The sequence below is a fragment of the Pseudomonas sp. NPDC090208 genome (assembly GCF_044746785.1).
In the GTDB taxonomy this organism is placed as follows: domain Bacteria; phylum Pseudomonadota; class Gammaproteobacteria; order Pseudomonadales; family Pseudomonadaceae; genus Aquipseudomonas.
The window spans coordinates 46,636-72,952 of record NZ_JBIVCU010000002.1 but is presented as its reverse complement, the minus strand read 5'-3'; the positions used below and the strand labels follow the sequence as shown (position 1 = coordinate 72,952).

Annotated in this window: 21 protein-coding genes and 1 pseudogene; 15 read left to right on the top strand and 7 right to left on the bottom strand. The window is 61.6% G+C overall.

The features are described from left to right. Positions 1-73: 73 nt before the first annotated feature. The 5 genes and pseudogenes from moaE to ACIPL0_RS03340 form a co-directional block, all read right to left on the bottom strand. Positions 74-529: a molybdopterin synthase catalytic subunit MoaE gene (gene moaE, locus ACIPL0_RS03360; RefSeq protein WP_400593710.1), complete on the bottom strand. Its 456-nt coding sequence runs from the start codon at positions 527-529 to the stop codon at positions 74-76. A gap of 2 nt (positions 530-531) precedes the next feature. Next, positions 532-774 (bottom strand): MoaD/ThiS family protein, encoded by a 243-nt coding sequence (locus ACIPL0_RS03355; RefSeq protein ID WP_400593713.1) that lies wholly within the window; start codon positions 772-774, stop codon positions 532-534. Continuing rightward, positions 774-1,256: a cyclic pyranopterin monophosphate synthase MoaC gene (gene moaC, locus ACIPL0_RS03350; RefSeq protein WP_400593716.1), complete on the bottom strand. Its 483-nt coding sequence runs from the start codon at positions 1,254-1,256 to the stop codon at positions 774-776. Before moaC ends, ACIPL0_RS03355 begins: the two co-directional genes overlap by 1 nt. 327 nt (positions 1,257-1,583) lie before the next feature. Next, the gene (locus ACIPL0_RS03345; RefSeq protein ID WP_400593718.1) at positions 1,584-2,978 is read right to left on the bottom strand and encodes a PhoH family protein; all 1,395 of its coding nucleotides are present in this window, start codon (positions 2,976-2,978) and stop codon (positions 1,584-1,586) included. 438 nt (positions 2,979-3,416) lie between these two features. Further along, positions 3,417-4,580: pseudogene (locus ACIPL0_RS03340) on the bottom strand (polysaccharide deacetylase family protein); the annotation flags it as partial. A gap of 312 nt (positions 4,581-4,892) precedes the next feature. On the opposite strand from ACIPL0_RS03340, the gene yaaA reads away from it, so the two are divergent. After that, on the top strand, positions 4,893-5,672 hold the full coding sequence (gene yaaA, locus ACIPL0_RS03335; protein WP_400593721.1) for a peroxide stress protein YaaA: 780 nt from the start codon (positions 4,893-4,895) through the stop codon (positions 5,670-5,672). A gap of 437 nt (positions 5,673-6,109) precedes the next feature. Here yaaA and ACIPL0_RS03330 read toward each other — a convergent pair whose 3' ends face one another. Then, positions 6,110-6,358, bottom strand: a complete 249-nt coding sequence (locus ACIPL0_RS03330; RefSeq protein WP_400593724.1) for a hypothetical protein — start codon at positions 6,356-6,358, stop codon at positions 6,110-6,112. A 489-nt stretch (positions 6,359-6,847) separates the two neighbouring features. Here ACIPL0_RS03330 and ACIPL0_RS03325 point away from each other — a divergent pair, with 489 nt between their 5' ends. The 14 genes from ACIPL0_RS03325 to ACIPL0_RS03260 all read left to right on the top strand — a co-directional run bounded on the left by ACIPL0_RS03325 (position 6,848) and on the right by ACIPL0_RS03260 (position 25,121). Continuing rightward, on the top strand, positions 6,848-8,164 hold the full coding sequence (locus tag ACIPL0_RS03325; protein ID WP_400593726.1) for a nucleotide sugar dehydrogenase: 1,317 nt from the start codon (positions 6,848-6,850) through the stop codon (positions 8,162-8,164). 122 nt (positions 8,165-8,286) lie between these two features. Continuing rightward, the gene (gene alg8, locus ACIPL0_RS03320; protein WP_400593729.1) at positions 8,287-9,768 is read left to right on the top strand and encodes a mannuronan synthase; all 1,482 of its coding nucleotides are present in this window, start codon (positions 8,287-8,289) and stop codon (positions 9,766-9,768) included. A gap of 41 nt (positions 9,769-9,809) precedes the next feature. After that, the gene (locus tag ACIPL0_RS03315) at positions 9,810-10,982 is read left to right on the top strand and encodes a PilZ domain-containing protein (RefSeq protein WP_400593732.1); all 1,173 of its coding nucleotides are present in this window, start codon (positions 9,810-9,812) and stop codon (positions 10,980-10,982) included. A gap of 2 nt (positions 10,983-10,984) precedes the next feature. Next, on the top strand, positions 10,985-12,400 hold the full coding sequence (algK, locus tag ACIPL0_RS03310; RefSeq protein ID WP_400731293.1) for an alginate biosynthesis TPR repeat lipoprotein AlgK: 1,416 nt from the start codon (positions 10,985-10,987) through the stop codon (positions 12,398-12,400). Beyond that, a complete protein-coding gene (locus tag ACIPL0_RS03305) occupies positions 12,397-13,908 on the top strand; it encodes an alginate export family protein (RefSeq protein ID WP_400593738.1) in 1,512 nt (503 codons plus the stop codon). Before algK ends, ACIPL0_RS03305 begins: the two co-directional genes overlap by 4 nt. Before the next feature lie 45 nt (positions 13,909-13,953). Continuing rightward, complete coding sequence (gene algG / locus ACIPL0_RS03300) at positions 13,954-15,585, top strand: mannuronan 5-epimerase AlgG (protein ID WP_400593969.1); 1,632 nt, start codon at positions 13,954-13,956, stop codon at positions 15,583-15,585. Between the two features lie 13 nt (positions 15,586-15,598). Next, entirely contained in the window at positions 15,599-17,038 is a 1,440-nt protein-coding gene (locus ACIPL0_RS03295) for an alginate O-acetyltransferase (RefSeq protein WP_400593741.1), read from the top strand. 7 nt (positions 17,039-17,045) lie between these two features. Continuing rightward, the gene (locus ACIPL0_RS03290; RefSeq protein WP_400593744.1) at positions 17,046-18,182 is read left to right on the top strand and encodes a mannuronate-specific alginate lyase; all 1,137 of its coding nucleotides are present in this window, start codon (positions 17,046-17,048) and stop codon (positions 18,180-18,182) included. 197 nt (positions 18,183-18,379) lie between these two features. After that, positions 18,380-19,936 carry an MBOAT family O-acyltransferase gene (locus ACIPL0_RS03285; protein WP_400593747.1) on the top strand — a complete coding sequence of 519 codons (1,557 nt, stop codon included), beginning with the start codon at positions 18,380-18,382 and terminating at the stop codon, positions 19,934-19,936. A gap of 10 nt (positions 19,937-19,946) precedes the next feature. Beyond that, the gene (locus ACIPL0_RS03280; RefSeq protein WP_400593750.1) at positions 19,947-21,122 is read left to right on the top strand and encodes an alginate O-acetyltransferase; all 1,176 of its coding nucleotides are present in this window, start codon (positions 19,947-19,949) and stop codon (positions 21,120-21,122) included. 38 nt (positions 21,123-21,160) lie between these two features. Next, positions 21,161-21,817 carry an alginate O-acetyltransferase AlgF gene (locus tag ACIPL0_RS03275; protein ID WP_400593971.1) on the top strand — a complete coding sequence of 219 codons (657 nt, stop codon included), beginning with the start codon at positions 21,161-21,163 and terminating at the stop codon, positions 21,815-21,817. A gap of 196 nt (positions 21,818-22,013) precedes the next feature. Beyond that, positions 22,014-23,468 carry a mannose-1-phosphate guanylyltransferase/mannose-6-phosphate isomerase gene (locus tag ACIPL0_RS03270; RefSeq protein ID WP_400593753.1) on the top strand — a complete coding sequence of 485 codons (1,455 nt, stop codon included), beginning with the start codon at positions 22,014-22,016 and terminating at the stop codon, positions 23,466-23,468. Between the two features lie 335 nt (positions 23,469-23,803). Then, positions 23,804-24,268 carry a multidrug transporter gene (locus ACIPL0_RS03265; protein ID WP_400593756.1) on the top strand — a complete coding sequence of 155 codons (465 nt, stop codon included), beginning with the start codon at positions 23,804-23,806 and terminating at the stop codon, positions 24,266-24,268. 28 nt (positions 24,269-24,296) lie between these two features. Continuing rightward, positions 24,297-25,121 carry an SDR family oxidoreductase gene (locus tag ACIPL0_RS03260; RefSeq protein ID WP_400593759.1) on the top strand — a complete coding sequence of 275 codons (825 nt, stop codon included), beginning with the start codon at positions 24,297-24,299 and terminating at the stop codon, positions 25,119-25,121. A 328-nt stretch (positions 25,122-25,449) separates the two neighbouring features. Here ACIPL0_RS03260 and ACIPL0_RS03255 read toward each other — a convergent pair whose 3' ends face one another. Further along, positions 25,450-26,313 (bottom strand): efflux RND transporter periplasmic adaptor subunit, encoded by an 864-nt coding sequence (locus ACIPL0_RS03255; protein ID WP_400593762.1) that lies wholly within the window; start codon positions 26,311-26,313, stop codon positions 25,450-25,452. Between the last annotated feature and the right edge of the window lie 4 nt (positions 26,314-26,317).

The following is a 26,317-nucleotide window of genomic DNA, read 5'->3' as shown; positions in this document are numbered from 1 at the left end:
GATTCATCGACTGTACCGGCCTCTCGCGAATGAATTCGCTCCCACAAAAAGCCGCTTCATCCCGTTAATCCGTTTAATCCTGTTTCCAGCGCTCTGCCGCCGCGTGATCGCTGTCCCGCCCTTCCACCCAGCGCGGCCCTTGCGCGGTGTTTTCCTTCTTCCAGAACGGTGCGCGGGTCTTCAGGTAGTCCATGACGAAATCGCAGGCCTCGAACGCGGCCTGACGATGCGCACTGGCGACGCCGACGAAGACGATCGGCTCGCCTGGCTCCAGCGCGCCGATGCGATGCAAGACCTCGATCTTGAGCAGCGGCCAGCGCTGCTTCGCTTCTTCGACGATCTTGCCCAAGGCCTTCTCGGTCATGCCCGGATAGTGTTCGAGGAACATGCCGGCCACGTCGAGCCCGTCATTGAAGTCGCGCACGTAACCGACAAAGCTGACCACCGCGCCAACACCGACGTTGGCGTCGTGCATCGCGTTGACTTCGGCGCCCGGATCGAACGCTGCCACCTGCACTCGAACGGTCATGTTCAGCCTCCGGTCACGGTCGGAAAGAACGCCACTTCGTCACCGGCTTGCAGCGGCTCGTCGAGCTGACAAAGCTCCTGATTGCGTGCACACATGATGTTCTGCTCGGCCAACACTTCCCACTCGCCGCCACGGGCCACGAGGTGGTCACGCAGCGCACCGACGGTGGCAAACTCGCCCTGCAGACGCTCGCCATCGCTGCCAAGGGCTTCGCGATAACGGGCAAAGAATTGAACCTGATACATCAGTTGGCCTCCGTCGAATCAGCCACGAAGTGTCCGCTCTTGCCGCCGAGTTTTTCCAGCAGACGCACGTGTTCGATGACCATGCCGCGATCAACGGCCTTGCACATGTCGTAGAGGGTCAGCGCGGCGACGCTGGCGGCGGTCAGCGCTTCCATTTCCACCCCGGTCTGCCCGGACAGCTTGCAGCGCGCCACGATGTGTACGGTGTCGGCGCCTTCGGCATTGAGCTCGACCTTGACGCTGGTCAGCATCAGCGGGTGGCACAGCGGAATCAGGTCGCTGGTCTTTTTTGCCGCCTGAATGCCGGCAATACGCGCCACGGCGAACACATCCCCTTTCGGATGGCCCCCGGCGACGATCATTTGCAGGGTTTCGGGCAGCATGCGCACGCGCGCTTCGGCCACCGCTTCACGGGACGTCACGGCTTTTTCGGTGACGTCGACCATATTGGCGCGACCTTGGGAATCGAGATGAGTGAGCACGGGATGTCTCCTGGACAGGAGCGGCGATTGTAACCCTTGCTTACAACGAACTGTAGGCGTGGTGGTGTCGCATGACCGGACGCAACCCGCTGTAGGAGCTGGCTTGCCCTGCGAGCGGCGACGAAGTCGTCGTGAAACCTGTGCATGCGCTCTGCCTGATCCACCGCATTCGCCGAATTTACGACTGCTTCGCAGCCGCTCGCAGGACAAGCCAGCTCCTACAAAGGAAATGGGCAATCAGTTGCGTAGCAGTCCGGCTTGCCGGCGTCAGCGACATCACGTCCGCCTTCGCCAGCAAGCCGGCTCCTACAGGCTCATGCGGCCAACTTACAGATGACTCTCCGCATACTCGGCCAGGATGGAGCGTGGCACCCCTTGCAGGGTGATGTGCACGCCGTTGGGGAAGTCCTTGAAGCGCTCCGTCAGGTAGGTCAGGCCAGAGCTGGTGGCCGACAGGTAAGGGGTATCGATCTGCGCCAGGTTACCCAGGCAGACCACCTTGGAACCGGCACCGGCACGGGTGATGATGGTTTTCATCTGGTGCGGGGTGAGGTTCTGGCATTCGTCGATCAGGATCAGGCTTTGCTGGAAGCTGCGGCCTCGAATGTAGTTGAGGGATTTGAACTGCAGCGGCACCTTGCTGAGGATGTAGTCGACACTGCCATGGGTGTTTTCGTCATCCATGTGCAGCGCTTCCAGGTTGTCGGTAATGGCGCCGAGCCACGGTTCCATTTTTTCCGCTTCGGTACCGGGCAGGAAGCCGATCTCCTGGTCGAGGCCCTGCACGCTACGGGTAGCGATGATGCGGCGATAACGTTTGCTGACCATGGTCTGCTCGATGGCAGCGGCCAGCGCCAGGATGGTCTTGCCGGAGCCTGCGGCGCCGGACAGGTTGACCAGGTGGATATCCGGATCGAGCAGCGCGAACAGCGCCAGCCCCTGGTAGATGTCCCGTGGTTTCAGGCCCCAGGCCTCCTGATGCAGCAGCGGCTCCTGGTGCATGTCCAGCAACAGCAATTCATCAGGTCTGACGCCTTTCACCCAGCCGACGAAACCCTGCTCATCGATGATGAATTCATTGATGTGCACCGCCGGGATGCTTTCGCTCATCTGCACCTTATGCCAGGTGCGGCCATGGTCCTGGCGGGTTTCGACCTTGCTCACGCGGTCCCAGAAGGAGCCGGTCATGCTGTGATAGCCACGGGACAGCATCGACACGTCGTCGACCAACTGGTCGGTGCTGTAGTCTTCGGCCGCGATACCGCAGGCCCGCGCCTTCAGGCGCATGTTGATGTCTTTGGTCACCAGCACGATGCGCAGGTCCTTCTTGCGCGCATGCAGGTCAATCAACTGGTTGATGATGATGTTGTCGTTGAGGTTGTCCGGCAACAGGCTGTTGGGCTCTTGCCGCTTGCTCATGAGAATGGACAGAAAACCCTTGAAAACACCTGTACCGCGATCGATCGGTACGCCTTGTTCGACCTCCTCCGGGGTCGCTTCGCCGAGGGTCTTGTCGATCAGCCGGATAGCCTGGCGGCATTCTGCGGCGACCGAGTGCTTGCCCGCCTTGAGCTTGTCCAGTTCTTCGAGGACAGTCATGGGGAGTGCAACGTGGTGTTCTTCGAAATTCAGCAACGCGTTTGGATCGTGAATCAATACATTGGTATCGAGCACATAGAGGATTGGCTGGTTAGAGGAAGGCGTGCGTCCGTGGTCATCCATACTCGGTCACCTTTGTAGTAGCCAGGCGACGCGACACACATACGATGTCGCGCCACGAAAAGGCCGCCGAGGCGCTCACCTTCAGGCAGGTGAGCATTGCGCAAAGTGGGGTCTGGGTGACGCCACCTGTGTTGCAGGTTTCGGCGGTCTGTTGTCGTAATACCGCAAAACCGATGACATAAAAAAGCGTTTTATCGGCTTTTTGAAATATATTTCTCGGTATGACGAATAGCGCTTGGCGGATGCCTCGCACGCGCTTACAGTCGGAAGTCCGGTCGACGAGAAATCCTCGAAAAATCCCGACCTTCCGTCCGCCAGATCCCCCTACTCCCCTTTGTTTTCCGGCTCTTTGGCCTGATCGTCCGGTACCTGCACGGGCGCTTGCTGCTGTTCGTCTTCAGGCACCTGATCGGTGGCGTCATCGGGCTCGTCGCTGTCCTCGTCATCGGGCTGCGCTTCGTCCGGCTCGTCGCTCAGTTGCTGCGGATAAATATGACAGTCCTGCCACAGCACCCCGCTCTGCGCGATATTGGCCATCAACCACGGCACCGCCTGTTGCGCCTTGTCGGCACTGTCGTGGAAGACAATGTTGCCGCGCCGCCACAGCAGCATCAGGGTCAGTACGCGATGTCCACTTTGCTCGGCGCTGATGCGTCCGCTGGCGTCCTGCGAGTCGATGTTCCACAACGACACCCGCAGTTGCTGATCACGGAAGAACTGCGCGCCGTCAGCCCGCCGATGACCGTAAGGCGGACGAAACAGCGGCACATAGTTGTCGGGCAACACCTGTTGCACCAGCGCGGCACTGCGCTGGACCGAATCCTGCCAGTCGTTCCAGTACGCATGGGAGCGATACTCCCAGCCCTGCAAGCCGACGCATTGCTGGCGATACAACGTCTGCAGCGCCTGAGGCGACGACGTGTCCAGACGGCTCTGCAAGCTCTTGCCAAGCACGAAAAACGTGGCGTTGATCTTCTGCTGACGCATGAAATCCGCCAGCCAGTCGGTGGCACCGTCGGCCACACTCGGCCCGCTCTCGAAGTTCAGCAGGAAGCTGCGGTCAGGCATCTCCTCGCCGCTCAGCTCATCGGAGTTGTAACGCTCGATCTCGCTGCTGGTCTGCGGAAACAGTGCCGCCATGCGCAGCAGTTCATTCAGATAGCGCTGGTTGAAAGCGTCCGCCGGCGCTGCCCAGCGCGCATAGAAGGAGTCGTCGGCGACTTTGTACTCCGCCGCGCGCTGACGCAGCATCGGCACGTCGTCGACCAGCACGCAGAACGAGGCGTCGGCTTCACAGGACTTTTCGGCGGCTTTCCAGTTGTCGAACAGCCGCGTCCACATCCGCGTGCGGATCACGTTGATGGTCGACACATTGATCTGCCGCAGCCCAAGACGCTCGGCCAACTGCACGTCGCTGAGGTTCTCACTCTCCAGCAACTGATGGGCAAAACTCAGGATTTCCGCCCGCGAGGCGACATCGAACAACTGCGGGGTGTCCAGCACTTCCGGCCAGACACTGCGATCCATCGTCGCGATCTCCCCGGTCGCCGCCACGGCGTTGCAGGCCAGCAGACAGGCACCGATCAATAACCACTTGCGCAAAACGACGTGCTCCCGATCCTTGAACATGGAGATTTAAGCAGGCGAGGCACTATAGCGGATTTGCCTGGCTATCTGCCGTCTCCTGTAGGAGCTGGCTTGCCCTGCGAGCGGCTGCGAAGCAGTCGTAAATCCGGCAAGCACGGTGTATCAGGCAAAACGCGTGTACAGGTTTTACGACGACTCCGTCGCCGCTCGCAGGACAAGCCAGCTCCTACACCGTCTGCGACCACTCGCACTGCCTATCATCGCCATAGCTGGAGTCATCCGCCCGCAACCCCTAGAATCGCGCCCACGATTAAAGGAGACGACCGCATGCTGATGGTGATATCCCCAGCGAAAACCCTCGATTTCGAGACCCCGCCGACCACCGCGCGCTTCACCCAGCCGCAATACCTGGACCACTCCCAGGAACTGATCACCCAACTGCGCGAGCTGACGCCAGCGCAGATCAGCGAGCTGATGGACCTGTCTGACAAACTCGCCGGCCTCAACGCTGCGCGCTTCGGCAGCTGGACCCCGGCATTCACCCCGGACAACGCCAAACAGGCGCTGTTGGCGTTCAAGGGCGACGTCTACACCGGCCTTGCCGCCGATAGCTTGAGCGAAGCCGACCTCGACTACGCCCAGCAGCACCTGCGCATGCTCTCCGGCCTCTACGGCCTGCTGCGCCCGCTGGACCTGATGCAACCGTATCGTCTGGAAATGGGCACCAAACTGGCCAACGCCCGTGGCAAGGACCTCTACGCCTTCTGGGGCACGCGCATAAGCGAATGGCTCAACGAAGCGCTGGAAGAACAAGGCGACAACGTCCTGCTCAACCTCGCCTCCAACGAATACTTCTCGGCCGTGAAACGCCCGGCGCTGAACGCCCGCATCATTGACACCGAGTTCCGCGACCAGAAAAACGGCCAGTACAAGATCATCAGCTTCTACGCGAAAAAAGCCCGTGGTCTGATGAGCCGCTTCGTCATTTCCGAACGCATCAACAACCCCGAACACCTCAAGCAATTCGACGTGCAGGGCTACCGCTACAGCCAGGAACTGTCGAAGACCGACAAACTGGTATTCCTGCGGGACGAACCTCAGGAGTGAAAAAAAGGGCCGGAGACGGCCCTTTTTTATTGCCCGTGTTCATGCCCCCGCAGGAGCGCACTTGCCCGCGATGGCGCCAGCTCAATCAACACCACCCCGCCTGACTCCCCGCCCCCTCACTGTAGGAGTGAGCTTGCTCGCGATGACTGACGTGCAAACGCCACCGGAGCAACTGACACGACGCCTTCGCGGGCAAGCGCGCTCCTACGGGGATTTGCGTAAACCTGTCCGTAGCAGTCCGGCTTGCCGGCGATGACATTCTCGGGGACGCCACCGTCGGCAAGCCGGGCTGCTACGGAAAGAGGCAAGGCGTTTGCCGGGGTGCTGCTATTTGGTGCGGCGTTAAAAACGTTGAAAACATGAAATCCGCATTCCCCTGCGGAACTTCTTCAAGTTCCTCTTTTGCGGCAACAGCAGACCAACGGTCAATTTGCCGATTATTTGGCGCCAATATTCAGGCAAAAATAAGTTCCCGCCATTTGTCTCAAAAATTTAACGACTTTTTTTGCTACTGGCACTTTGGTTTTTTTCGCTAGTGGCATTGTTACATATGCCGCTCTTAAGCCCCTTATTATTAAGGGCAAAACCGAAGTGGCTATCAGTATGCAACCACAACCTATATTCGGGTGATTAAAAAAAATCCCGAAATCAGGACGAGCGGCCAGGAACTTCTGGGGATCGCTCACGTTCCTACATCCCGTAACAATTCTCGTCCACCTTGTGAGACATCTCTGACATGGCATAAGGACAGAACTGGAAGTTACACCCAGCGAAGTAGGGCCAACCCGGCCCGCGTGGTACGTGCAAGGAGTGAGAACGCACCAGGCAAGTTGTAGTTTTTCGAGCAAGCACCATACGGGTGCCTGCAGCCACTGACGGGCAAGACGAAACTGACCATGGCCTAAAGCCTTGAGCCAGAGCCGCGCCAGCGACTCGCAATCATCTGTTGGAGTGTTATGCCATATCCCAGATCAGGAACTTGTGAGTATTCAATGAGTCACCTGACGCCTGTGTTTCTGATGAACCCGAGTTCGCCTTACATATAGGGAACTCGCACTTAAATTCTGCCTGTGCTTGTGACACGACATGTATTTGCCGTGCGGACAAGTGCGCGAAGTTGCAAGACAGACTTTATATCCGGCCAACTAAATGGCGTAAAAATCGAGGAGAGTACGATGCGTATCAGCATCTTTGGTTTGGGCTATGTCGGTGCAGTATGTGCTGGCTGCCTCTCGGCGCGTGGTCATGATGTTGTCGGCGTGGATATCTCCAGTGCCAAGATCAATCTGATCAATCAGGGCAAGTCTCCAATCGTGGAACCGGGCCTGGGCGAGCTCCTGGAAAACGGGATCAAGACCGGCAAGCTGCGCGGCACCACCGATTTTTCCGAGGCGATTCGTGCTACCGATCTGTCGATGATCTGCGTCGGTACACCGAGCAAGAAGAACGGCGATCTGGAGCTGGACTTCATCGAGTCGGTCTGCCGTGAAATCGGTTTTGTCCTGCGTGAAAAGACTTCGCGTCACACCATCGTCGTGCGCAGCACCGTGTTGCCAGGCACCGTCGCCAACGTGGTGATTCCGATTCTGGAAGACTGCTCGGGCAAGAAGGCCGGTGTCGATTTCGGCGTGGCGGTGAACCCTGAGTTCCTGCGTGAAAGCACCGCGATCAAGGACTACGACCATCCGCCGATGACCGTCATCGGGGAGTTCGACACTGCCTCCGGTGACGTCCTGCAATCGCTGTACGAAGAACTCGATGCACCGATCATCCGCAAGGACATCGCTGTCGCCGAGATGATCAAGTACACCTGCAACGTCTGGCACGCGACCAAGGTCACCTTCGCCAACGAGATCGGCAACATCGCCAAGGCCGTCGGTGTCGACGGTCGTGAAGTGATGGACGTGGTCTGCCAGGACAAGGCCCTGAACCTGTCGCAGTACTACATGCGCCCTGGTTTCGCTTTCGGCGGTTCCTGCCTGCCGAAAGACGTGCGCGCCCTGACCTACCGCGCCAGCTCCCTGGACGTCGACGCGCCGCTGCTCAACTCGCTGATGCGCAGCAACGTGTCGCAAGTGCAGAACGCCTTCGACATCGTCGCCGCCAGCGACACCCGCAAGGTCGCCCTGCTGGGTCTGAGCTTCAAGGCCGGCACCGACGATCTGCGCGAAAGCCCACTGGTCGAACTGGCCGAGATGCTGATCGGTAAAGGCTTCGACCTGAGCATCTTCGACAGCAACGTCGAATACGCCCGCGTTCACGGCGCCAACAAGGACTACATCGAGTCGAAGATCCCTCACGTTTCGTCCCTGCTCAACTCGGACTTCGACGCAGTGGTCGACAACTCCGACGTGATCATCCTGGGCAACCGTGACGAGCGCTTCCGTGCGCTGGCCAACAACGCTCCGGCCGGCAAGAAGGTCATCGACCTGGTCGGCTTCATGGCCGGCACCACCAGCGAAGACGGCAGCGTCGAAGGCATCTGCTGGTAACTGCAGCGGCAAGCTGCAAGTTTCAAGCGACAAGTTCAAAGCGGCTGCAGGCCACAAGTTCAGGCGTTCTGCCTGGGCTTGCGGCTTGAAGCTTGCGGCTTGCAACTCCAAGGATTCCGATTATGCAAAGGCTCAAGCACGGCTTTCTTCAGGCCGCCGGTTGGCTGTTTTATTTAAGTCTGCTGGCCGCCATCGCAATGGCGCTGCCAGTAACCCTGTTCGACTCGCAGTCGAAGGATTTTATTTTCCTGGTCGGGATCGTCGGTATCTGGCGTTACTCGATGGGCGCCACGCACTTTGTGCGGGGCATGATTTTTCTCTACATCGTCTACCCGCACCTGCGCCGCAAAGTGCGCAAGCTGGGCAAGGCGGCCGACCCGTCCCATGTGTTCCTGATGGTCACCAGCTTCCGTATCGACGCGCTGACCACCGCTCAGGTCTACAGCTCGGTGATCCGCGAGGCGATTGCCTGCGGTTTCCCGACCACCGTGGTCTGCTCGCTGGTGGAAATGTCCGACGAGTTGCTGGTCAAGGCGCTGTGGGCCAAATACAACCCGCCACCCCACGTGACCCTGGACTTCGTGCGCATCGCCGGTACCGGCAAGCGCGACGGCCTGGCCTTCGGTTTCCGCGCGATTTCGCGGCACCTGCCGGATGACCGCGCTGTGGTGGCCGTGATCGACGGCGACACCGTGCTGGCGGAAGGCGTGGTGCAGAAAACCGTGCCGTGGTTCCAGCTGTTCGGCAACGTCGGCGGCCTGACCACCAACGAATTCTGCGAAGTGCGCGGCGGCTACATCATGAGCGAGTGGCACAAGCTGCGCTTCGCCCAGCGCCACATCAACATGTGCTCGATGGCCCTCTCCAAGCGCGTGCTGACCATGACCGGACGCATGTCGGTGTTTCGCGCCACCGTGGTCACCGACCCGGATTTCATCGCCGACGTGGAAAGTGACTCGCTGCAGCACTGGCGTCTGGGCCGCTTCAAGTTTCTCACCGGCGACGACAAGTCCAGCTGGTTCAGCCTGATGCGCCTGGGCTACGACACCTTCTACGTGCCGGACGCGGCGATCAACACGGTCGAGCACCCGCCGGAGAAAAGCTTCCTCAAGGCCAGCCGCAAGCTGATGTACCGCTGGTACGGCAACAACCTGCGGCAGAACTCCCGCGCGCTCGGTCTGGGTATGCGTCGTCTGGGCCTGTTCACCAGCGTCGTGCTGTTCGACCAGCGCGTGTCGATGTGGACCTCGATCCTCGGCCTGACCGTGGCGGTGCTCGCCAGCTTCAAGTACGGCGTGGCCTTCCTGCTGGTGTACCTGCTGTGGATCGGCATCACCCGCCTGATTCTGACCCTGCTGCTGTCGTGTTCCGGACACGCCATCGGCCCGGCCTACCCCGTGATTCTTTATTACAACCAGATCGTCGGCGCACTGATGAAGATCTACGTGTTCTTCCGCCTCGACAAGCAGTCGTGGACGCGCCAGCCCACTGCTCTCAAACGTGACCTGGCCAGCTTTCAACAATGGTTCAACACCTGGTCGTCACGAACCATGACCTTCTCCGCCGGCAGCATCTTCATTGCTGTGCTGCTGACGATGGTCTGACCGGATCCATGGATCAACCGATTAATTCAGGAAGCAACATCATGAATACAGCCGTCAACGCCAACGTCGTCCATGAATCCGAAGCCCAGCGTCAGCATGCGCGGATTCGCATTCCCGCCAAACTGCGCCTGCTCAACGGCCAGCCGAACGCGCCGCTGGTGCGTATCGAAGACCTGTCGGCCGGCGGCCTGAGCTACATCACTCCGGCCGGCGTTAAACCGACCGTCGGCCAGGTGATCAAGGGCCGCATGCAGTTCCTGATCGACAACCTGGGCCTGGCCATGGACGTCGAACTGCAGATCCGCGCCTTCGACCCGTCCAGCGGCCGTGTTGGCTGCCAGTTCCAGCATCTGGAAGCTCAGGACATCGCCACCCTGCGCCACCTGATCACCTCGCACCTGTCCGGCGAGATCGTCAGCATGGGCGAAGTGCTCGCCACCCTGCAGCGCGACAACTTCACCAAGGCGCGCAAGGTCAAGGACGGCGGCAGCGGCCTGAGCGCCTTCGGCCGTCTGCGTGCGGTGACGTTCAGCGCCGGGATCTTCGTGGTCGGTCTGGCCGCGTTCGGCTTCGTCGCCAAGTCGGTGTACGGCATGTACTTCGTCAGCCACTCCACTTCGGGCCTGGTCAGCGTGCCGAGCATGGACGTGACCATGCCTCGCGAAGGCACCGTGACCAGCCTGGTCGGCCCGGACGGCGTGGTCGCCAAGGGCGCGCCGCTGGCCTCGTTCAACACCAGCATGCTGGAGATGCTCAAGGGCAACCTGGACCCGGATGAGATGCAGCCGGCCAAGGTCGAAGAGCTGTTCGGTCGCCAACTGGCCGGCACCATGACCAGCCCGTGCGACTGCGTGGTCGGCAAGCAACTGGTCGCCGACGGCCAGTACGCCAGCAAGGGTCAAGTGATCTTCCAGTTGGTGCCGCGCAACGTCGCCGCCAACATCGATGCGCGCTTCACCTACCGCCAGTTCGCCGAGGTGCAACCAGGCGCCCGGGTCAACTTCACCGTCGCCGGCGAAGAAGGCACCCACAGCGGCAAGATCGTCAGCTCCACCGCGCTGAGCCCGGCTGACCTGTCCTCCGACCTGCGCGTGCAGATCCAGCCGGACGAGTCGATCAGCAGCAGCCTGGCCGGCCGTCCCGTGGAAGTGGTCAGCGACCGTGGCCCATCGCTGAACTGGCTGATCGATAAAGCCACGGCTGCGGGTCTCTGATCATGAACGGCCCTCTACGAAACGTGTCCGCCCCAGCGTTGCTGAGCCTGGCCATCGCGTTGGGTCTGGCCGGCTGCGGTTTGAACCTGCCTGACCAGCGTCTGGCCAACGAAGCTCTGCAGCGCGGCGACACCGCGCTGGCCGAGCGCAACTACCGGGCGCTGGCGGACATGGGTTACAGCGACGCGCAGGTCGGCCTGGCGGATATTCAGGTCGGCACCCGCGACCCTGACCTGATCAAGCAGGCCGAGGCGACCTACCGCGCCGCCGCCGAAACCTCGCCACGGGCGCAATCGCGTCTGGGCAAGCTGCTGGCGGTCAAACCCAACTCCACCGAAGCGGAACAACGTGAAGCAGAAGGGCTGTTGAAGAAGGCGTTTGCCAATGGCGAGAGCGGCACGCTGATCCCGCTGGCGATGCTCTACCTGCAATACCCGCACACGTTCCCCAATGTGAATGCGCAGCAGAAGATCAACGAATGGCGCGCCCAGGGCTACCCGGAAGCCGGTCTGGCCCAGGTGCTGCTGTATCGCACTCAGGGCACCTACGACCAGCATCTGGCCGGAGTCGAAAGCATCTGCAAACAGGCATTGCGCGCCAATGACGTTTGCTACATGGAACTGGCGACGGTCTACCAGAAACGCGGCGAAGCCGACAAACAGGCAGCGCTGCTGCAACAGATGCAGAGCGGTTACGCCTCCGGCGCCGTGCCGGCCATGCGCGTCGACACCGTCGCCCGTGTGCTGGCCGATGCGACCCTCGGCAAGCCCGACGAGAAGACCGCCCAGCAGTTGCTGGAGAAGGTCGCCCCGGTCTACCCGGCGTCGTGGGTGAGCCTGGCGCAGTTGCTCTACGACTACCCCGAACTGGGCGACGTCAACAAGATGATGGAGTACCTGGACAACGGCCGCGCCGCCGATCAGCCGCGTGCCGAGCTGTTGCTGGGCAAGCTGTATTACGAAGGCAAGCTGGTGCTTCCGGACGCGAAGAAAGCCGAAGAGCACCTGCTCAAGGCCGCGCCGACGCAGATCTCCGCGCACTACTACCTCGGCCAGTTGTATCGCCGTGGCTACCTCGGTCATCCCGATCCGCAGAAAGCCGTCGAGCAGTTGCTGACCTCCGCCCGTGGCGGCCAGAACAGCGCCGACTTCGCCCTCGCCCAGTTGTTCTCCCAGGGCAAGGGCATCAAGCCGGACCCGGTCAACGCCTGGGTCTTCGGCCAGCTCGCACAGGCACAGGGCACTCCGCAGGCGGCGGACCTGGCTCAGCAACTCAACGATCAATTGCCGCCCGAGAAGCGCGCCCAGGCGCAGAGCCTTCTGACACGTGAACAGCAGGTTCGCGGGACGACAGCGCAGAACGCGCTGGCCCTGCAAACCCTGCAAGAAGAAAAAGACGGCGAGGACACACCTCTATGAAGCTTATGTTGAATCCTCTGATGGCCGCAGGGTTAGGCCTGGGCTTCAGCCTGATGTGGGCCACGCCGACGCTGGCGGCCCTGACCGACACGCAGAACTTCGGTATCGAAGTGAAGATCACCGGGCAGATGGAAGACGACCGCGACCTCGGCACCCGTGGCGGTGGCGACGTCAACGGTGTCGGCCTCGACCTGCGTCCGTGGATGTACGGCGAGTGGGGCAACTGGAGTGCCTATGCCATGGGCCAGGTGGTCACCGCCACCGACACCATCCAGACCGACCCGCTGGACCAGCAGGTCACCGACAGCAACGGTCAATCCAGCCAGCGTGCGCGCAAGACTTCCAGCAGCCGCGAAGTGGATGACAGCTACGCCGCCCTGCGCGAGTTCTGGATCGGCTACAGCGGCTTCACGCCCTACCCCGGCGAGATCCTCAAACTGGGTCGCCAGCGCCTGCGCAACGACGACGGCCAGTGGCACGACACCAACATCGAAGCGCTGAACTGGACCTTCGACACGACCTTGCTCAAGGCCGAAGTCGGCGCCGCCCAGCGCTTCAGCGAATACCGCACCGACCTCACCGAGCTGGCACCCGAAGACAAGGACCGCCAGCACCTGTTCGGCGATGTCGAGTACCAATGGATGCCGGGCCAGTGGGCCGGCGTGCGCGCCCATCACAGCCACGACGACGGCAGCCTGAAACATCAGGGCGAAGCCATCGACGATCTGGACAAGACCAGCCGTGGCGACCTGACCTGGCTGGGCATTCAGGCCAACAGCGATGCCTACAACTATCGCAATCTGAACACCATCAATTACTGGGGCAGCCTGACCTGGCTGACCGGTAACCGCGACCAGATCGGCACCCAGTACGACGCCAGCACCGACCAGTATCTGGCCGGGCAGAAAGACAGCAGCCACGTCAACGGCTGGGCCACCGATCTGGGCCTGCGTTTCCGTCTCGATCCGCAGTGGCAAGTCGGCGGCGCCTACTCGCGCGCCAGCAAGAACTACGAACAGAACGGCCTGGAAAGCAACCGTTCGAACTGGACCGGCACCCGCTCGCGCATTCACCGCTTCGGTGAGGCGTTCCAGGGCGAGATGGCCAACGTCGAATCCGGCTCGCTGTTCGCCTCCTGGCAGATGCAGGAGGACTACGACGCCTCGCTGATCTACCACAAGTTCCGTCGTGTCGATGGCCACGCCGGTATCGGCGGCGCGGGCATCAACCCGGCCCGCCAGAACGTCGACGCCGATGGCGTGGCGACCGGCACCTTCGACTCGCTGCCGCTGGAAGACGGGCGCAAGGATCTGGGTCAGGAGATGGACCTGGTGGTCACCAAGTACTTCAAACAGGGCCTGCTGCCGAGTTCGGTCAGCCAGTCGTTCGACGAGCCGTCGGCGCTGATTCGTCTGCGCGCGGGCGTGTTCAAACCCGGCGATGCGTATCACAGCGGTGTGGACAACTACATGCACCGCGCCATCGTCGACGTGATCTGGCGCTTCTGATGCAAGCCGCGAAGGGAGTGCAATGACATGAACAACCCGACACAAATGACGCGGCGCCAGAACCGGCCCCACGCCCTGCTGGAAAGCGTTGCGCTGAGAAGCGCGGTGCTCGGCGGTGTTCTGCTGCTGGCCGGTGTTCCGGCGCTGGCCAATACCGCGCCAGCCGCTCATCCGGCAGCCGCCGCGCAGCCACCGGCAGACGACGGTACGGTCAAGGGCCTGCATCAGGCCAAGACTTACACCATCACCAGCCCGCCTGCCGAGCCGTTGATGATGGACAAACCCAAGCTGCCGGACCTGTCGGGCTACACCCAGCAGGCCATGCAGAAGAAGATCGTGCGCAGCAAGGCCGGCAAGGTGTCGATCCGGCGCATGATGCAGGAAGACGCACTGAAGGAATTCATCGGCGGCGACAACAAGATGGCCGAGTGGGTGGCCCGTCAGCACGGCATCCCGCAGGCGATCTTCATCGACGACGGCTACATGACCCTGCAGGACCTGGCGAAAAAGGTGCCGAAACAGTACCTCAGCGAAACCGCGCCGGGCGTATGGCTGGCGCGTCTGCCAATCGTGGTCGGCAAGCACGGTGTCTTCGAGATCGACAAGAAAACCGCCGAACTGCGCCTGTCCCAGGAAGCCGGTGCGTTTCTGGTCAACGACAACAAACTGTTCGTCGCTGACACCAGAATCACCGGCTGGAGCGAGAAGGCCAACGGCCCGTCGACGTTCAAGGCGCCGAAGGAATTCCGCCCGTTCCTGCTGTCCTGGGGCGGCAGCGAAACCTACATGTTCAACACCAAAGTGGCGAGCCTGGGTTACAACAACAGCAAGTCGTACGGCATCAGCATTTCGCAGTACACGCCGAACATGAAAGCGCAGATGAACCGCCCGGACCCGACCGGCTGGATCGTCAATTCCGAGTTCTCGGACATGTGGTACGGCTACTACTGCTATGAAACCCGCGACTTCGTGGTCAAGGGCAACACCTACCGCGACAACATCATCTACGGCATCGACCCGCACGACCGTTCCCACGGTCTGATCATTGCCGAGAACACGGTGTACGGGACCAAGAAGAAGCACGGGATCATCATTTCCCGTGAGGTCAACGACAGCTTCATCATCAACAACAAGAGCTACGAGAACCACCTCTCGGGCGTCGTGCTCGACCGTAACAGCGTGAACAATCTGGTGGCCTACAACCAGATCTACCGCAACCACACCGACGGCATCACCCTCTACGAGAGTGCCGACAACCTGCTGTGGGGCAACCGCGTGTTCGCCAACAAGCGCCACGGTATCCGCGTGCGCAACAGCACCAACATCAAGCTCTACGAGAACCTGGCGGTGGGCAACGGCCTGATGGGCGTCTACGGCCACATCAAGGACCTGTCCGACACCGACCGCGACATCAAGCTCGACCCGTTCGACGCTGAGGTGTCGCTGATCATGGTCGGCGGCGAGCTGACCTCCAACGGTTCCGGTCCGCTGTCCATCGACTCGCCGCTCAGCGTCGAGCTGTACAAGGTGTCGATGCTGGCACCGACCAAGAGCAGCGGCATCAGCTTCAACGGCGTACTGGGCGACCGCCAGGACGAGATCCTCGATCTGCTGGTGCGCCAGCAAAAAGCCGTGTTGATCGACCCGGTCGAAAGCCAGAAACAACTCCGGGACTGAGGAAGCCATATCCATGCACGCACACTTGAACAAACTGCTTGGCCTCTCGGCTCTGACCGCAGCCCTCTTCATGGCCAGCAACGCCGCCTGTGCCGATGACGCGCCGGCCCCGAGCTTCACCGCCGAGCCTTGCTGCAGCCTGTGCCCCGAAGCGCACGACGAGAAGAACTACGTCACCCGCTATCAGCAGAACTTCACCACGCTGGTGCAGGCCCAGGGCGACTGGCTGTTCCGTACCCGTGAAGACCTGCGCACCGAGTTCGACACCACGCCGGAAGGCTATCGCCGCATGCAGCAGCTGCACGACGCCTTCAAGAGCAAGGGCGTGGAGCTGGTGATCGTCTATCAGCCGACCCGTGGCCTGGTCGACCGCAACAAGCTGTTCCCGGCCGAGCGCGACAAGTTCGACTACAACACCGCCCTGCGCAACTACCAGGCCATGCTCGGTCGCTTCGCGAAAATGGGTTACACCGTGCCGGACCTGTCGCCGTTGACCAACGAGCAGCAGGCCCACGATTTCTACTTCCGTGGTGACCAGCACTGGACCCCGTACGGCGCCCAGCGCACGGCGAAAATCGTCGCCGAGTCGGTGAAAAAGATGCAGGCCTTCGCCGACATTCCCAAGCGCGAATTCGAGACCCACCTGTCGGGTCGCATGGGCAAGAAGGGCACTCTGCACAACATGGCCGGTCAACTCTGCGGCACCAGCTACGCCATCCAGTACATGGATCAGTTCGAGACCGAACCGAAGGGCGAAGCGGGCGACGGCGACCTGTTCGGCGATTCCGGCAACCCGGAAATCACCCTGGTCGGTACCAGTCACAGCGGCAAGAACTACAACTTCGCCGGCTTCCTGCAGGAATACATGGGCGCCGACGTACTCAACGTGGCCTTCCCCGGCGGCGGCCTGGAAGGTTCGATGCTGCAGTACCTGGGCAGCGACGACTTCCAGCAGCACCCGCCGAAGATTCTCATCTGGGAATTCTCGCCGCTGTACCGCCTGGATCAGGAGACCATCTACCGCCAGATGATGTCGCTGCTGGACAACGGCTGCGAAGGCAAACCGGCGCTGATGACCACCAAGGCCACCCTCAAGCCGGGCACCAACGAGCTGTTGGTCAACGGCAAGAACGGCATCAAGGACGTGCGCAATGGCAGCAACCAGGTCGACATCAAGTTCGCCGACACCTCGGTGAAAACCTTGCAGGCGCGCCTCTGGTACATGAATGGCCGCCATGAAGATCTGAAGATCGAAAAACCTGAAACATCCGAAACCGACGGGCGCTTCTCCTTCGAACTGCGCGATGACAAAGACTGGGCTGACCAGCAACTGCTCGCCGTAGAAGTGCAGGGTCCGGAAGCGGGCGCTGCGCCTCAGCAGGTCGAAGCGAAAGTATGCAAACGCAACGTGTTCCCGAATGTCGCGCATCAAACCGCGCAAGCCGGGTTATGAGGCTCTTATGCACACTCCAAGACTGATGCTCCCTACTCTCCTGTCGCTGGCGGTGATCTCCGCCACGGCCTTCGCCACCACGGCCAGCGCGGCCTCCGCGCTGGTACCGCCGCAGGGCTATTACGAGGGCGTGGAGAAATTCAAAAGCAAGGAAGGCAACTTCAGCTGCGAGGCGACACCGCAGCCGTACACCGGCTCGCTGCAGTTCCGCAGCAAGTACGAAGGGTCGGACAAGTCGCGCTCGACGTTCAACGCCGATTCGGACAAGGCCTTCCGCGATTCGACCAAGGACATCACCAACATGGAACGCAACACCAGCAAGGTGGTGATGCAGTACATGCGTGACGGGCGTCCCGAGCAGCTGGATTGCGCGCTGGGCATGCTGACGACCTGGGCCAGGGCCGACGCGCTGGAGTCCACCGACTTCAACCACACCGGCAAGTCGATGCGCAAATGGGCGCTGGGCAGCATGTCCTCGTCCTACCTGCGCCTGAAGTTCTCCGAGTCGCACCCGCTGGCCACCCGTCAGCAGGACGCGCAGGTGATCGAGGCCTGGTTCAGCAAGCTCGCCGATCAGGTGGTCAGCGACTGGAACAACCTGCCGCTGGACAAGACCAACAACCACTCGTACTGGGCGGCGTGGTCGGTGATGTCCACCGCCGTGGCGACCAACCGCCGCGACCTGTTCGACTGGTCGGTGAAGGAGTTCAAGGTCGCCGCCAATCAGGTCGACCCGCAGGGCTTCTTGCCTAACGAATTGAAGCGCAAGCAGCGCGCGCTGGCGTACCACAACTACGCCCTGCCGCCGCTGGCGATGATCGCCAGTTTCGCCCAGGCCAACGGCGTCGACCTGCGCCAGGAAAACAACGGCGCGCTCAAGCGGCTGGGTGACCGGGTGCTGGCCGGCGTGCAGAACGCCGGCAGCGAATTCCAGGCGCGTGACGGTCAGCAGCAGGACATGACGGACCTGAAGACCGACATGAAATTCGCCTGGCTGGAACCCTACTGCTCGCTCTACGACTGCGGCCCGGATGTGCTGGAACGCAAGCACAAGATGCAGCCGTTCAAGAACTTCCGCCTCGGCGGCGACATGACCCGGACCTACGACCCGAGTCATGAGAAGGGTGAGAAAGGCGGTTCGTGAGAACAACACCTGCCCTGTAGGAGTGAGCTTGCTCGCGATTGCGGTGTGTCAGTCGGCATAGAGGTATCTGGCCCGACGCTATCGCGAGCAAGCTCACTCCTACAAGGACCGTGCGGTGAATGTTGTACCCCCCCGATTTTCCATGGGGGGTTTGGGGGGGCTTTGGCCCTTGGTGCTGGACAAATGGAGAGATAAGGATGGTTTTCTCATCCAACGTGTTCCTGTTCCTGTTCTTGCCGGTGTTTCTCGGCTTGTACTACGTGAGCGGAACCCGCTACCGCAACCTGTTGCTGCTGATTGCCAGCTACGTGTTCTATGCCTGGTGGCGAGTGGACTTCCTGGCCCTGTTCGCGGCGGTGACGCTGTGGAACTACTGGATCGGCCTGCGCGTCGGCGCCGCCGGCGTCAGGACCAAACCTGCGCAGCGCTGGCTGCTGCTGGGTGTGGCGGTCGACCTGTGCATCCTCGGCTATTTCAAGTACGCCAATTTCGGTGTCGACAACCTCAACGCGATCATGACCTCGTTCGGTCTTGAGCCGTTCATCCTGACCCACGTGCTGTTGCCGATCGGTATCTCGTTCTACATCTTCGAGTCGATCAGCTACATCATCGACGTCTACCGCGGCGACACCCCGGCGACCCGCAACCTGATCGACTTCGCGGCGTTCGTGGCGATCTTCCCGCACCTGATCGCCGGCCCCGTGCTGCGCTTTCGTGACCTGGTCGACCAGTTCAACAACCGCACCCACACCCTGGACAAATTCTCCGAGGGCGTGACGCGCTTCATGCAGGGCTTCATCAAGAAGGTCTTCATCGCCGACACCCTGGCGGTGGTGGTCGATCACTGCTTCGCCCTGCAGAACCCGACCACGGGCGATGCCTGGCTCGGCGCGCTGGCCTACACCGCACAGCTGTATTTCGACTTCTCCGGCTACAGCGACATGGCCATCGGCCTGGGCCTGATGATGGGTTTCCGCTTCATGGAAAACTTCAAGCAGCCCTACATCAGTCAGTCGATCACCGAGTTCTGGCGGCGCTGGCACATCAGCCTGTCGACCTGGCTGCGCGACTACCTGTACATCACCCTGGGCGGCAACCGTGGTGGCAAGGTCGCGACCTACCGCAACCTGTTCCTGACCATGCTGCTCGGCGGTCTGTGGCACGGCGCCAACATCACTTACATCGTCTGGGGCGCCTGGCATGGCGTGTGGCTGGCGATTGAAAAGGCACTGGGCATCAACACCACGCCGCGCACCTTCAACGTCGTGCGCTGGGCCTTCACCTTCCTGCTGGTGGTGATGGGCTGGGTGATCTTCCGTGCGGAAAACCTGCACGTTGCCGCCCGCATGTACGGCGCGATGTTCAGCTTCGGCGACTGGCAGCTCTCGGAACTCAACCGCGCCAGCCTGACCGGCCTGCAAGTGGCCACGCTGATCGTGGCTTACATCACCCTGGCGTTCTTCGGCCTGCGCGATTTCTATCAGAACCCACCCGCGACCAAAGCCAAGACGGAAAAAGCCGATGGCCCTGCCACGGCCGAGCCGGGCCTGATCAAAGCCGTACCGGGTGACAAACCAGGCAGCATCCACCAGCCGGGCTACACCGTCGGCAGCGAAGCCCAGGTGCAGCCGGCCTACTGGACCGCCGACTGGTCGCGCTACGTGATGCGCGCGCTGATCCTGCTGATGTTCGTCGCCTCGATTCTCAAACTCTCGGCGGCCAGCTTCTCGCCGTTCCTGTACTTCCAGTTCTGAGGCGCCTGACATGACCCGCTCATTGCGTTTCCTCTACATCTTCCTGTTCCTGGGCATCCTGCTGGCGCTGGGCCTGTGGTCGCTGCGCAGCTTCATCGGTTTCTCGACCTCGAAGGAAACCACGGTGCTCAACGGTCACTGGACCAAAGCCGTGGAAACCCGTTACGACGACGAGTTTCCGATCAAGCGCCTGGGCACCAACCTGTGGGCCGCGCTGGATTACAAGGTGTTCAACGAAGGTCGTCCGGGGGTGATCCTCGGCAAGGACCAGTGGCTGTACACTGACGAGGAATTCGACGCCGTCGCCAATGGCGAGCAGAACGAAGCCGACAACCTGTCGCTGATTCAAGGCGTGCGCGACACCCTCAAGCAGCACGGTACGCAACTGGTGCTGGCGATCGTTCCGGCCAAGACCCGTCTGTACCCGGAACACGTCGGCGACAACAAGCCGGCCACCCTGCACACCGACCTGTATCAGCAGTTCCACGCCCAGGTGAATCAGGCTGGCATTTTTGCCCCGGATCTGCTGGCGCCGCTGCAAAGCGCCAAGGACAAGGGCCAGGTGTTCCTGCGCACCGACACCCACTGGACGCCGATGGGCGCCGAAGTGGTGGCGCAGCAGCTGGGTGAAGCGATCAGCCAGCAGACCCCGCTCAGCGGCGAGCCGCAGACCTTCGTCACCGAAGCCAAAAGCAGCGCGCCGTACAAGGGCGACCTGACCAACTTCCTGCCGCTCGATCCGCTGTTCAGCAACCTGCTGCCCAAGCCGGACGACCTGCAGAAACGCGACACCCACCCGGCCGAAGCCGCCGGCGACAGCGACGATGCCCTGTTCGCCGACAACAGCGTGTCGGTGGGCCTGGTCGGCACCAGCTACAGCGCCAACCCCAACTGGAACTTCGCCGGCGCCCTGAAGCAGGCGCTGCACAGCGACGTGGTCAATTACGCCGAAGACGGCCATGGCCCGATCCTGCCGATGCTCAAGTATCTGCAGACCGACGCCTTCAAGAGCAACCCGCCGCAGGTGCTGATCTGGGAATTCCCGGAGCGTTACCTGCCCGCCCACAACGACCTGACCGAGTTCGATCCGCAGTGGATCGCCGAACTCAAGAAGGCCCGTGACCCACAACAAAATCTGGCGCAGAACGCCAACAACTCCGACTCGCCCGACCGGGCGCAGAACTGAAGAGGACTCCTCACATGACTATGCAGACCACCACTCACATGCCTACCCGTTCGACCAAATCCGGCCTGCTGAAAACCTGCGTGCTGGCCGCAAGCCTGGGCTTCGTCTCTCTCTCTGCCTTCGCCGGTGGCGACGCCGCCCTGTACGGCCCGACTGCACCGAAAGGCTCGACCTTCGTGCGTGTATACAACGCCAGCAACGCCGAAATCAGCGCCAGCGTCGGCAACACCAGCCTCAACGAAGTCGGCCCACTGGCCAGCAGCGATTTCAGCTTCATGCCGCAAGGTGACTACAGCGCCAAGATCGGCAGCCAGACCCTGCCGGTGAAACTGGCCAGCGACCACTACTACACCATCGTCAACAACACCTCGGGCGCACCGCAACTGGTGGAAGAGCCACCGTTCAAGAACAAGCAGAAGTCGCTAGTGCGCGTGCAGAACCTCAGCGACAAATCGCTGACCCTGAAAACCGCCGACGGCAAGACCGACGTGGTCAAGGCCGTGTCCGCCAAGGGCACCGGCGAGCGTGAGATCAACCCGGTGAAAGTCAGCCTGGCGCTGTTCGACGGCGACAAGAAAGTCAGCGACGTCAAACCGGTCGCCCTGGAGCGCGGCGAAGCCGCGGTGCTGTACGTCACCGGCAGTGGCAGCAGCCTGTCGCCGGTGTGGGTGAAACGCCCGACTTCGACTCAGTAAGCCGAAACAGTTAACCCCCTGTAGGAGTGAGCTTGCTCGCGATGGCGTCCCCTCAGACGCTGAGATATCGACTGACACTACGCCATCGCGAGCAAGCTCACTCCTACAAGGAATCAGCAGAACAAGAAACACCGAAACGACAGACAAAAACCGACGTATAGCCCATTCAAACGCTATTGCTATTTGGAGAAACAAAATGATTCCAGTGATCTTGTCAGGTGGCAGCGGTTCCCGACTCTGGCCTCTTTCGCGCAAACAGTACCCGAAACAGTTCCTGGCCCTGACCGGCGAACACACCCTGTTCCAGCAGACCCTGGAGCGTCTGCAGTTCGATGGCATGCAGCACCCGGTCGTGGTGTGCAACAAGGACCATCGTTTCATCGTCGGCGAGCAGCTCAATGCGCTGAACATCGACACCCAGGCGATCATCATGGAACCGTTCGGCCGCAACACCGCGCCGGCCGTGGCGATTGCCGCGATGATGCTGGCCAACGAAGGCCGTGACGAGCTGATGCTGGTGCTGCCAGCCGACCACGTCATCGACGACCAGAAAGCCCTGCAACGCGCGCTGGCCCTGGCCACCGTCGCCGCCGAACGTGGCGAGATGGTGCTGTTCGGCGTGCCGGCCACCAAGCCGGAAACCGGCTATGGCTACATCCGCTCCACTGCCGACGCGCTGCTGCCGGAGGGCGTCGCCCGCGTTGCTCAGTTCGTCGAGAAGCCTGACGAAAAACGCGCCCAGGAATTCGTCGAAGCCGGCGGCTACTACTGGAACAGCGGCATGTTCCTGTTCCGCGCCAGCCGTTATCTGGAAGAACTGAAAAAGCACGATCCGGACATCTACGACAACTGCCTGCTGACCCTGGAACGCAGCAAGCACGACGCCGACAACATCGAACTGGATCAGGCCAGCTTCGCCTGCTGCCCGGACAACTCCATCGACTACTCGGTGATGGAAAAGACCCAGCGCGCCTGCGTGGTGCCGCTGGACGCCGGCTGGAGCGACGTCGGTTGCTGGTCGTCGCTGTGGGACGTGCACCAGAAAGACGAAAACGGCAACGTTGCCAAGGGTGACGTGGTCATCCAGGACAGCCGCAACTGCATGATCCACGGCAACGGCAAGCTGGTGTCGGTGATCGGCCTGGACAACATCGTCGTGGTGGAAACCAAGGACGCCATGATGATCGCCCACAAGGACAAGGTTCAGGGCGTCAAGCAGATGGTCAACACCCTCAACGAGCAGGGTCGCACCGAAACCCAGAACCACCTGGAAGTCTACCGCCCGTGGGGCTCGTACGACTCGGTGGACATGGGCGGCCGCTTCCAGGTCAAGCGCATCTCGGTCAAGCCGGGCGCCAGCCTGTCGCTGCAGATGCACCACCACCGCGCCGAGCACTGGATCGTGGTGTCGGGCACCGCGCAGGTCACCTGTGACGAGAACGTGTTCCTGCTCACCGAGAACCAGTCGACCTACATCCCGATCGCCTCGGTTCACCGCCTGCGCAACCCGGGCAAGATCCCGCTGGAAATCATCGAAGTGCAATCCGGCAGCTACCTGGGCGAAGACGACATCGAGCGTTTCGAAGACGTCTACGGCCGCTCCACACCGGGTATCGAAGCCGGCGTCCGGACCCAGACCATCGCCCGCTGATCGCTGACCGCTTCACGTTTTGCAGTGTCCCTCCCCCTCCTCTGCGTACTCCCCATCCGCAGAGTGGGGGTGGGGGCTTTTTTTGCGTGACCATTGAAGACTCCCCCGAAATCCGTGGCATTGCGCAATCCCCTGCGGGCTCTGCTATCTGCTTCTGGCCGAAGGCCGTGGGAGCCGGCTTGCTGGCGAATGTGGCGGATCCGTGGCATTGATGTCGACTGACAAACCTGTTCGCCAGCAAGCCGGCTCCTACAATCTGCGTGCAACTGCCATTTGGTCTGTGTCCGCACCTTTCGGTACGATGCCCACTCGTGCATTTCGCGAGATCGAAGACCATGATCATCGGCGCCGTTTTGATCTTCACCTGGCTGGTCCTTCTGTTGCGCTACCCGGCCAAGGCCTTGCCGGTGTCGCTGGCGGCTGCGGCGGGGCTGGCTATCGTTGCGGCGATGGTGGTCTGGGAAGACAGCCGGGAAAGCCGACGCCTGGATCGTCTGCAGCTGCTCATGGATTACCGGCCACAGCAATGCCCGGCCGGGCGACCTTTGCTGGTGCTGATCGACAACGGCAACGACGTACCGCTCAAGGAGCTGCGCTGGAGAGTCGGCGCCTACGCACCGGGCGATACCGTCAATCTCACCGAAGACACCTATACTGCCCCGCGCTATCGCGGCCCCGGCGAACTGTTGCCCGGCAGCCAGTGGCAGGACTGCATGCCGCTGCCGCCCCTGCGCCCCGGCTACCGCCCGCAAACCCTGGAATTCCGCGCCGAGCGTCTGCAAGGCAGCTTTTCCGGCTGAACCCACTTTTTAAAAGAAAGGAATCGACATGTCTGTGGTCCTGATCACCGGATGTTCCAGCGGCATTGGCCGGGCCATGGCCGATGCCTTCAAGGCCGCCGGCCACGAGGTCTGGGCCACCGCGCGCAAGAGCGCCGATGTCGCCACACTGAGTGCCGCCGGTTTTCACGCGCTGGAGTTGGACGTCAATGACAGCGCGGCGCTGGAAAATCTGGCCGCCGAGCTGGAACGGCACGGCAAGGGCCTGGATGTGCTGATCAACAACGCCGGTTACGGTGGCATCGGCCCGCTGCTCGATGGCGGCGTCGAGGCCATGCGTCGGCAGTTCGAGACCAACGTGTTTTCCATCGTCGGCGTGACCCGCGCGCTGTTCGCCCTGCTGCGGCAGAACAAAGGGTTGGTGGTGAATATCGGCAGCGTGTCCGGCGTATTGGTAACGCCGTTCGGCGGCGCCTACTGCGCGTCGAAAGCGGCGGTGCATGCCATGAGCGACGCCCTGCGCATGGAGTTGGCGCCGTTTGCCGTGCGGGTCATGGAAGTGCAGCCCGGCGCCATCGACACGCAATTTGCGCGCAATGCCAGCCATGAGGCCGAACAGGTGATTCGTGAAGGATCGCCGTGGTGGCCGTTGCGGGAAGGGATTCGTGCCCGGGCCAATGCCTCGCAGACCCACCCCACCCCGGCCAGCGATTTCGCCCGCGACGTGCTCAACGCCGTACAACGCCCCACCCCGCCGCGCCTGCTGCGCTCCGGCAACGGCAGCCGCGCCCTGCCCCTGATGGCCCGGCTGCTGCCGCAAGGGTTGCTGGAGAAAATCCTCAGCAAACGCTTCAAGCTGGATGTGCCCTTATAAGTCACCGCGAACCCGACTGGATGAACTCGCTCCCCTGTAGGAGCTGGCTTGTCCTGCGAGCGGCTGCGAAGCAGTCGTAAAACCGGTAAACGCGGTGTGTCAGGCAGGCATAGTCGTCAGGGTTTACTGCCGCTTCGCGCCAGCTCGCAGGACAAGCCAGCGCCTACAAGTCCGAGGTGTTCCGAAACTTTGATGGCGGGCACATAGGCCCACTGTGGGAGCGAATTCATTCGCGATGCGGTGTTTCAGACGCCAGATCCCTGTCGACTGAACGGGCCTGTCGCGAATGAATTCGCTCCCACAAGATAGATCTGTGTTAGCCGCAGGGTTACTGCGTTTTCTCCGGATTGACGATCACCGTGCAGGTGATGCCCGCCGACAACACCACACTTTCCGGCACTTGATCCAGGTGGATGCGCACCGGTACGCGCTGCGCCAGGCGGACCCAGTTGAAGGTCGGGTTGACGTCGGCGACCAGTTCGCGGCTTTCCGGGTTGTCGCGGTCGTAGATGGCGCGGGCGATGCTTTCGACGTGGCCTTTCATCACTTCGCCGCTCATCAGTTGCATGTCCGCCGGGTCACCGACTTTCACATGCGGCAGCTTGGTTTCTTCAAAGAAGCCGTACACCCAGAACGAATTCTTGTCGACCACCGCCATCTTCGCCTCGCCGATGCGCGCGTAGTCGCCGCGGTGCACGTTGAGGTTGGTGACGTAGCCGTCCACCGCCGCCAGCACGCGGGTGCGTTGCAGGTTGAGCTGCGCCGCTTCCAGTTGTGCCACCGCCAGTTGATAGTCGGCCTGCGCCGAGTTGGCGACGTTGGAGGCGTCTTCGCGGTTTTCCGCCGACACCACCAGCGCATCGAGGTCCTTGCGCCGGCTGGCGTTGACCTTGCGCATCTCCCAGGTGGCCTTGCGCGAGGCGACCATCGCTTCGGCCTGTTTGACCGCCAACTGGTAATGCTCAGGGTCGATCTGCATCAGCAGGTCACCCTTCTTCACCGGCTGGTTGTCCTTGACCGGCACATCGACGACCACGCCGGTGACATCGGCAGCGACGTTGATGATGTCGGCGCGCACACGGCCATCCCGGGTCCACGGGGTGTCCATGTAGTGAATCCACAGCAGCCGGCCGATCCAGATGGCCAGCGCCAGAATCAGTAATGTGGCGATCAGACTGAAGAGCTTTTTCATCGCG

Bases quoted from the DNA above. Each gene is read 5' to 3' on its own strand.
- ACIPL0_RS03285 (WP_400593747.1), top strand. From the start codon at position 18,380: ATGGTTTTCTCATCCAACGTGTTCCTGTTCCTGTTCTTGCCGGTGTTT.
- yaaA (WP_400593721.1), top strand. From the start codon at position 4,893: ATGCTGATGGTGATATCCCCAGCGAAAACCCTCGATTTCGAGACCCCG.
- ACIPL0_RS03290 (WP_400593744.1), top strand. From the start codon at position 17,046: ATGCACACTCCAAGACTGATGCTCCCTACTCTCCTGTCGCTGGCGGTG.
- ACIPL0_RS03345 (WP_400593718.1), bottom strand. From the start codon at position 2,978: ATGGATGACCACGGACGCACGCCTTCCTCTAACCAGCCAATCCTCTAT.
- ACIPL0_RS03325 (WP_400593726.1), top strand. From the start codon at position 6,848: ATGCGTATCAGCATCTTTGGTTTGGGCTATGTCGGTGCAGTATGTGCT.
- ACIPL0_RS03255 (WP_400593762.1), bottom strand. From the start codon at position 26,313: ATGAAAAAGCTCTTCAGTCTGATCGCCACATTACTGATTCTGGCGCTG.
- ACIPL0_RS03270 (WP_400593753.1), top strand. From the start codon at position 22,014: ATGATTCCAGTGATCTTGTCAGGTGGCAGCGGTTCCCGACTCTGGCCT.
- ACIPL0_RS03355 (WP_400593713.1), bottom strand. From the start codon at position 774: ATGTATCAGGTTCAATTCTTTGCCCGTTATCGCGAAGCCCTTGGCAGC.
- alg8 (WP_400593729.1), top strand. From the start codon at position 8,287: ATGCAAAGGCTCAAGCACGGCTTTCTTCAGGCCGCCGGTTGGCTGTTT.
- algK (WP_400731293.1), top strand. From the start codon at position 10,985: ATGAACGGCCCTCTACGAAACGTGTCCGCCCCAGCGTTGCTGAGCCTG.
- ACIPL0_RS03295 (WP_400593741.1), top strand. From the start codon at position 15,599: ATGCACGCACACTTGAACAAACTGCTTGGCCTCTCGGCTCTGACCGCA.
- ACIPL0_RS03315 (WP_400593732.1), top strand. From the start codon at position 9,810: ATGAATACAGCCGTCAACGCCAACGTCGTCCATGAATCCGAAGCCCAG.
- ACIPL0_RS03260 (WP_400593759.1), top strand. From the start codon at position 24,297: ATGTCTGTGGTCCTGATCACCGGATGTTCCAGCGGCATTGGCCGGGCC.
- ACIPL0_RS03280 (WP_400593750.1), top strand. From the start codon at position 19,947: ATGACCCGCTCATTGCGTTTCCTCTACATCTTCCTGTTCCTGGGCATC.
- ACIPL0_RS03265 (WP_400593756.1), top strand. From the start codon at position 23,804: ATGATCATCGGCGCCGTTTTGATCTTCACCTGGCTGGTCCTTCTGTTG.
- algG (WP_400593969.1), top strand. From the start codon at position 13,954: ATGACGCGGCGCCAGAACCGGCCCCACGCCCTGCTGGAAAGCGTTGCG.
- ACIPL0_RS03305 (WP_400593738.1), top strand. From the start codon at position 12,397: ATGAAGCTTATGTTGAATCCTCTGATGGCCGCAGGGTTAGGCCTGGGC.
- ACIPL0_RS03275 (WP_400593971.1), top strand. From the start codon at position 21,161: ATGCCTACCCGTTCGACCAAATCCGGCCTGCTGAAAACCTGCGTGCTG.
- moaE (WP_400593710.1), bottom strand. From the start codon at position 529: ATGACCGTTCGAGTGCAGGTGGCAGCGTTCGATCCGGGCGCCGAAGTC.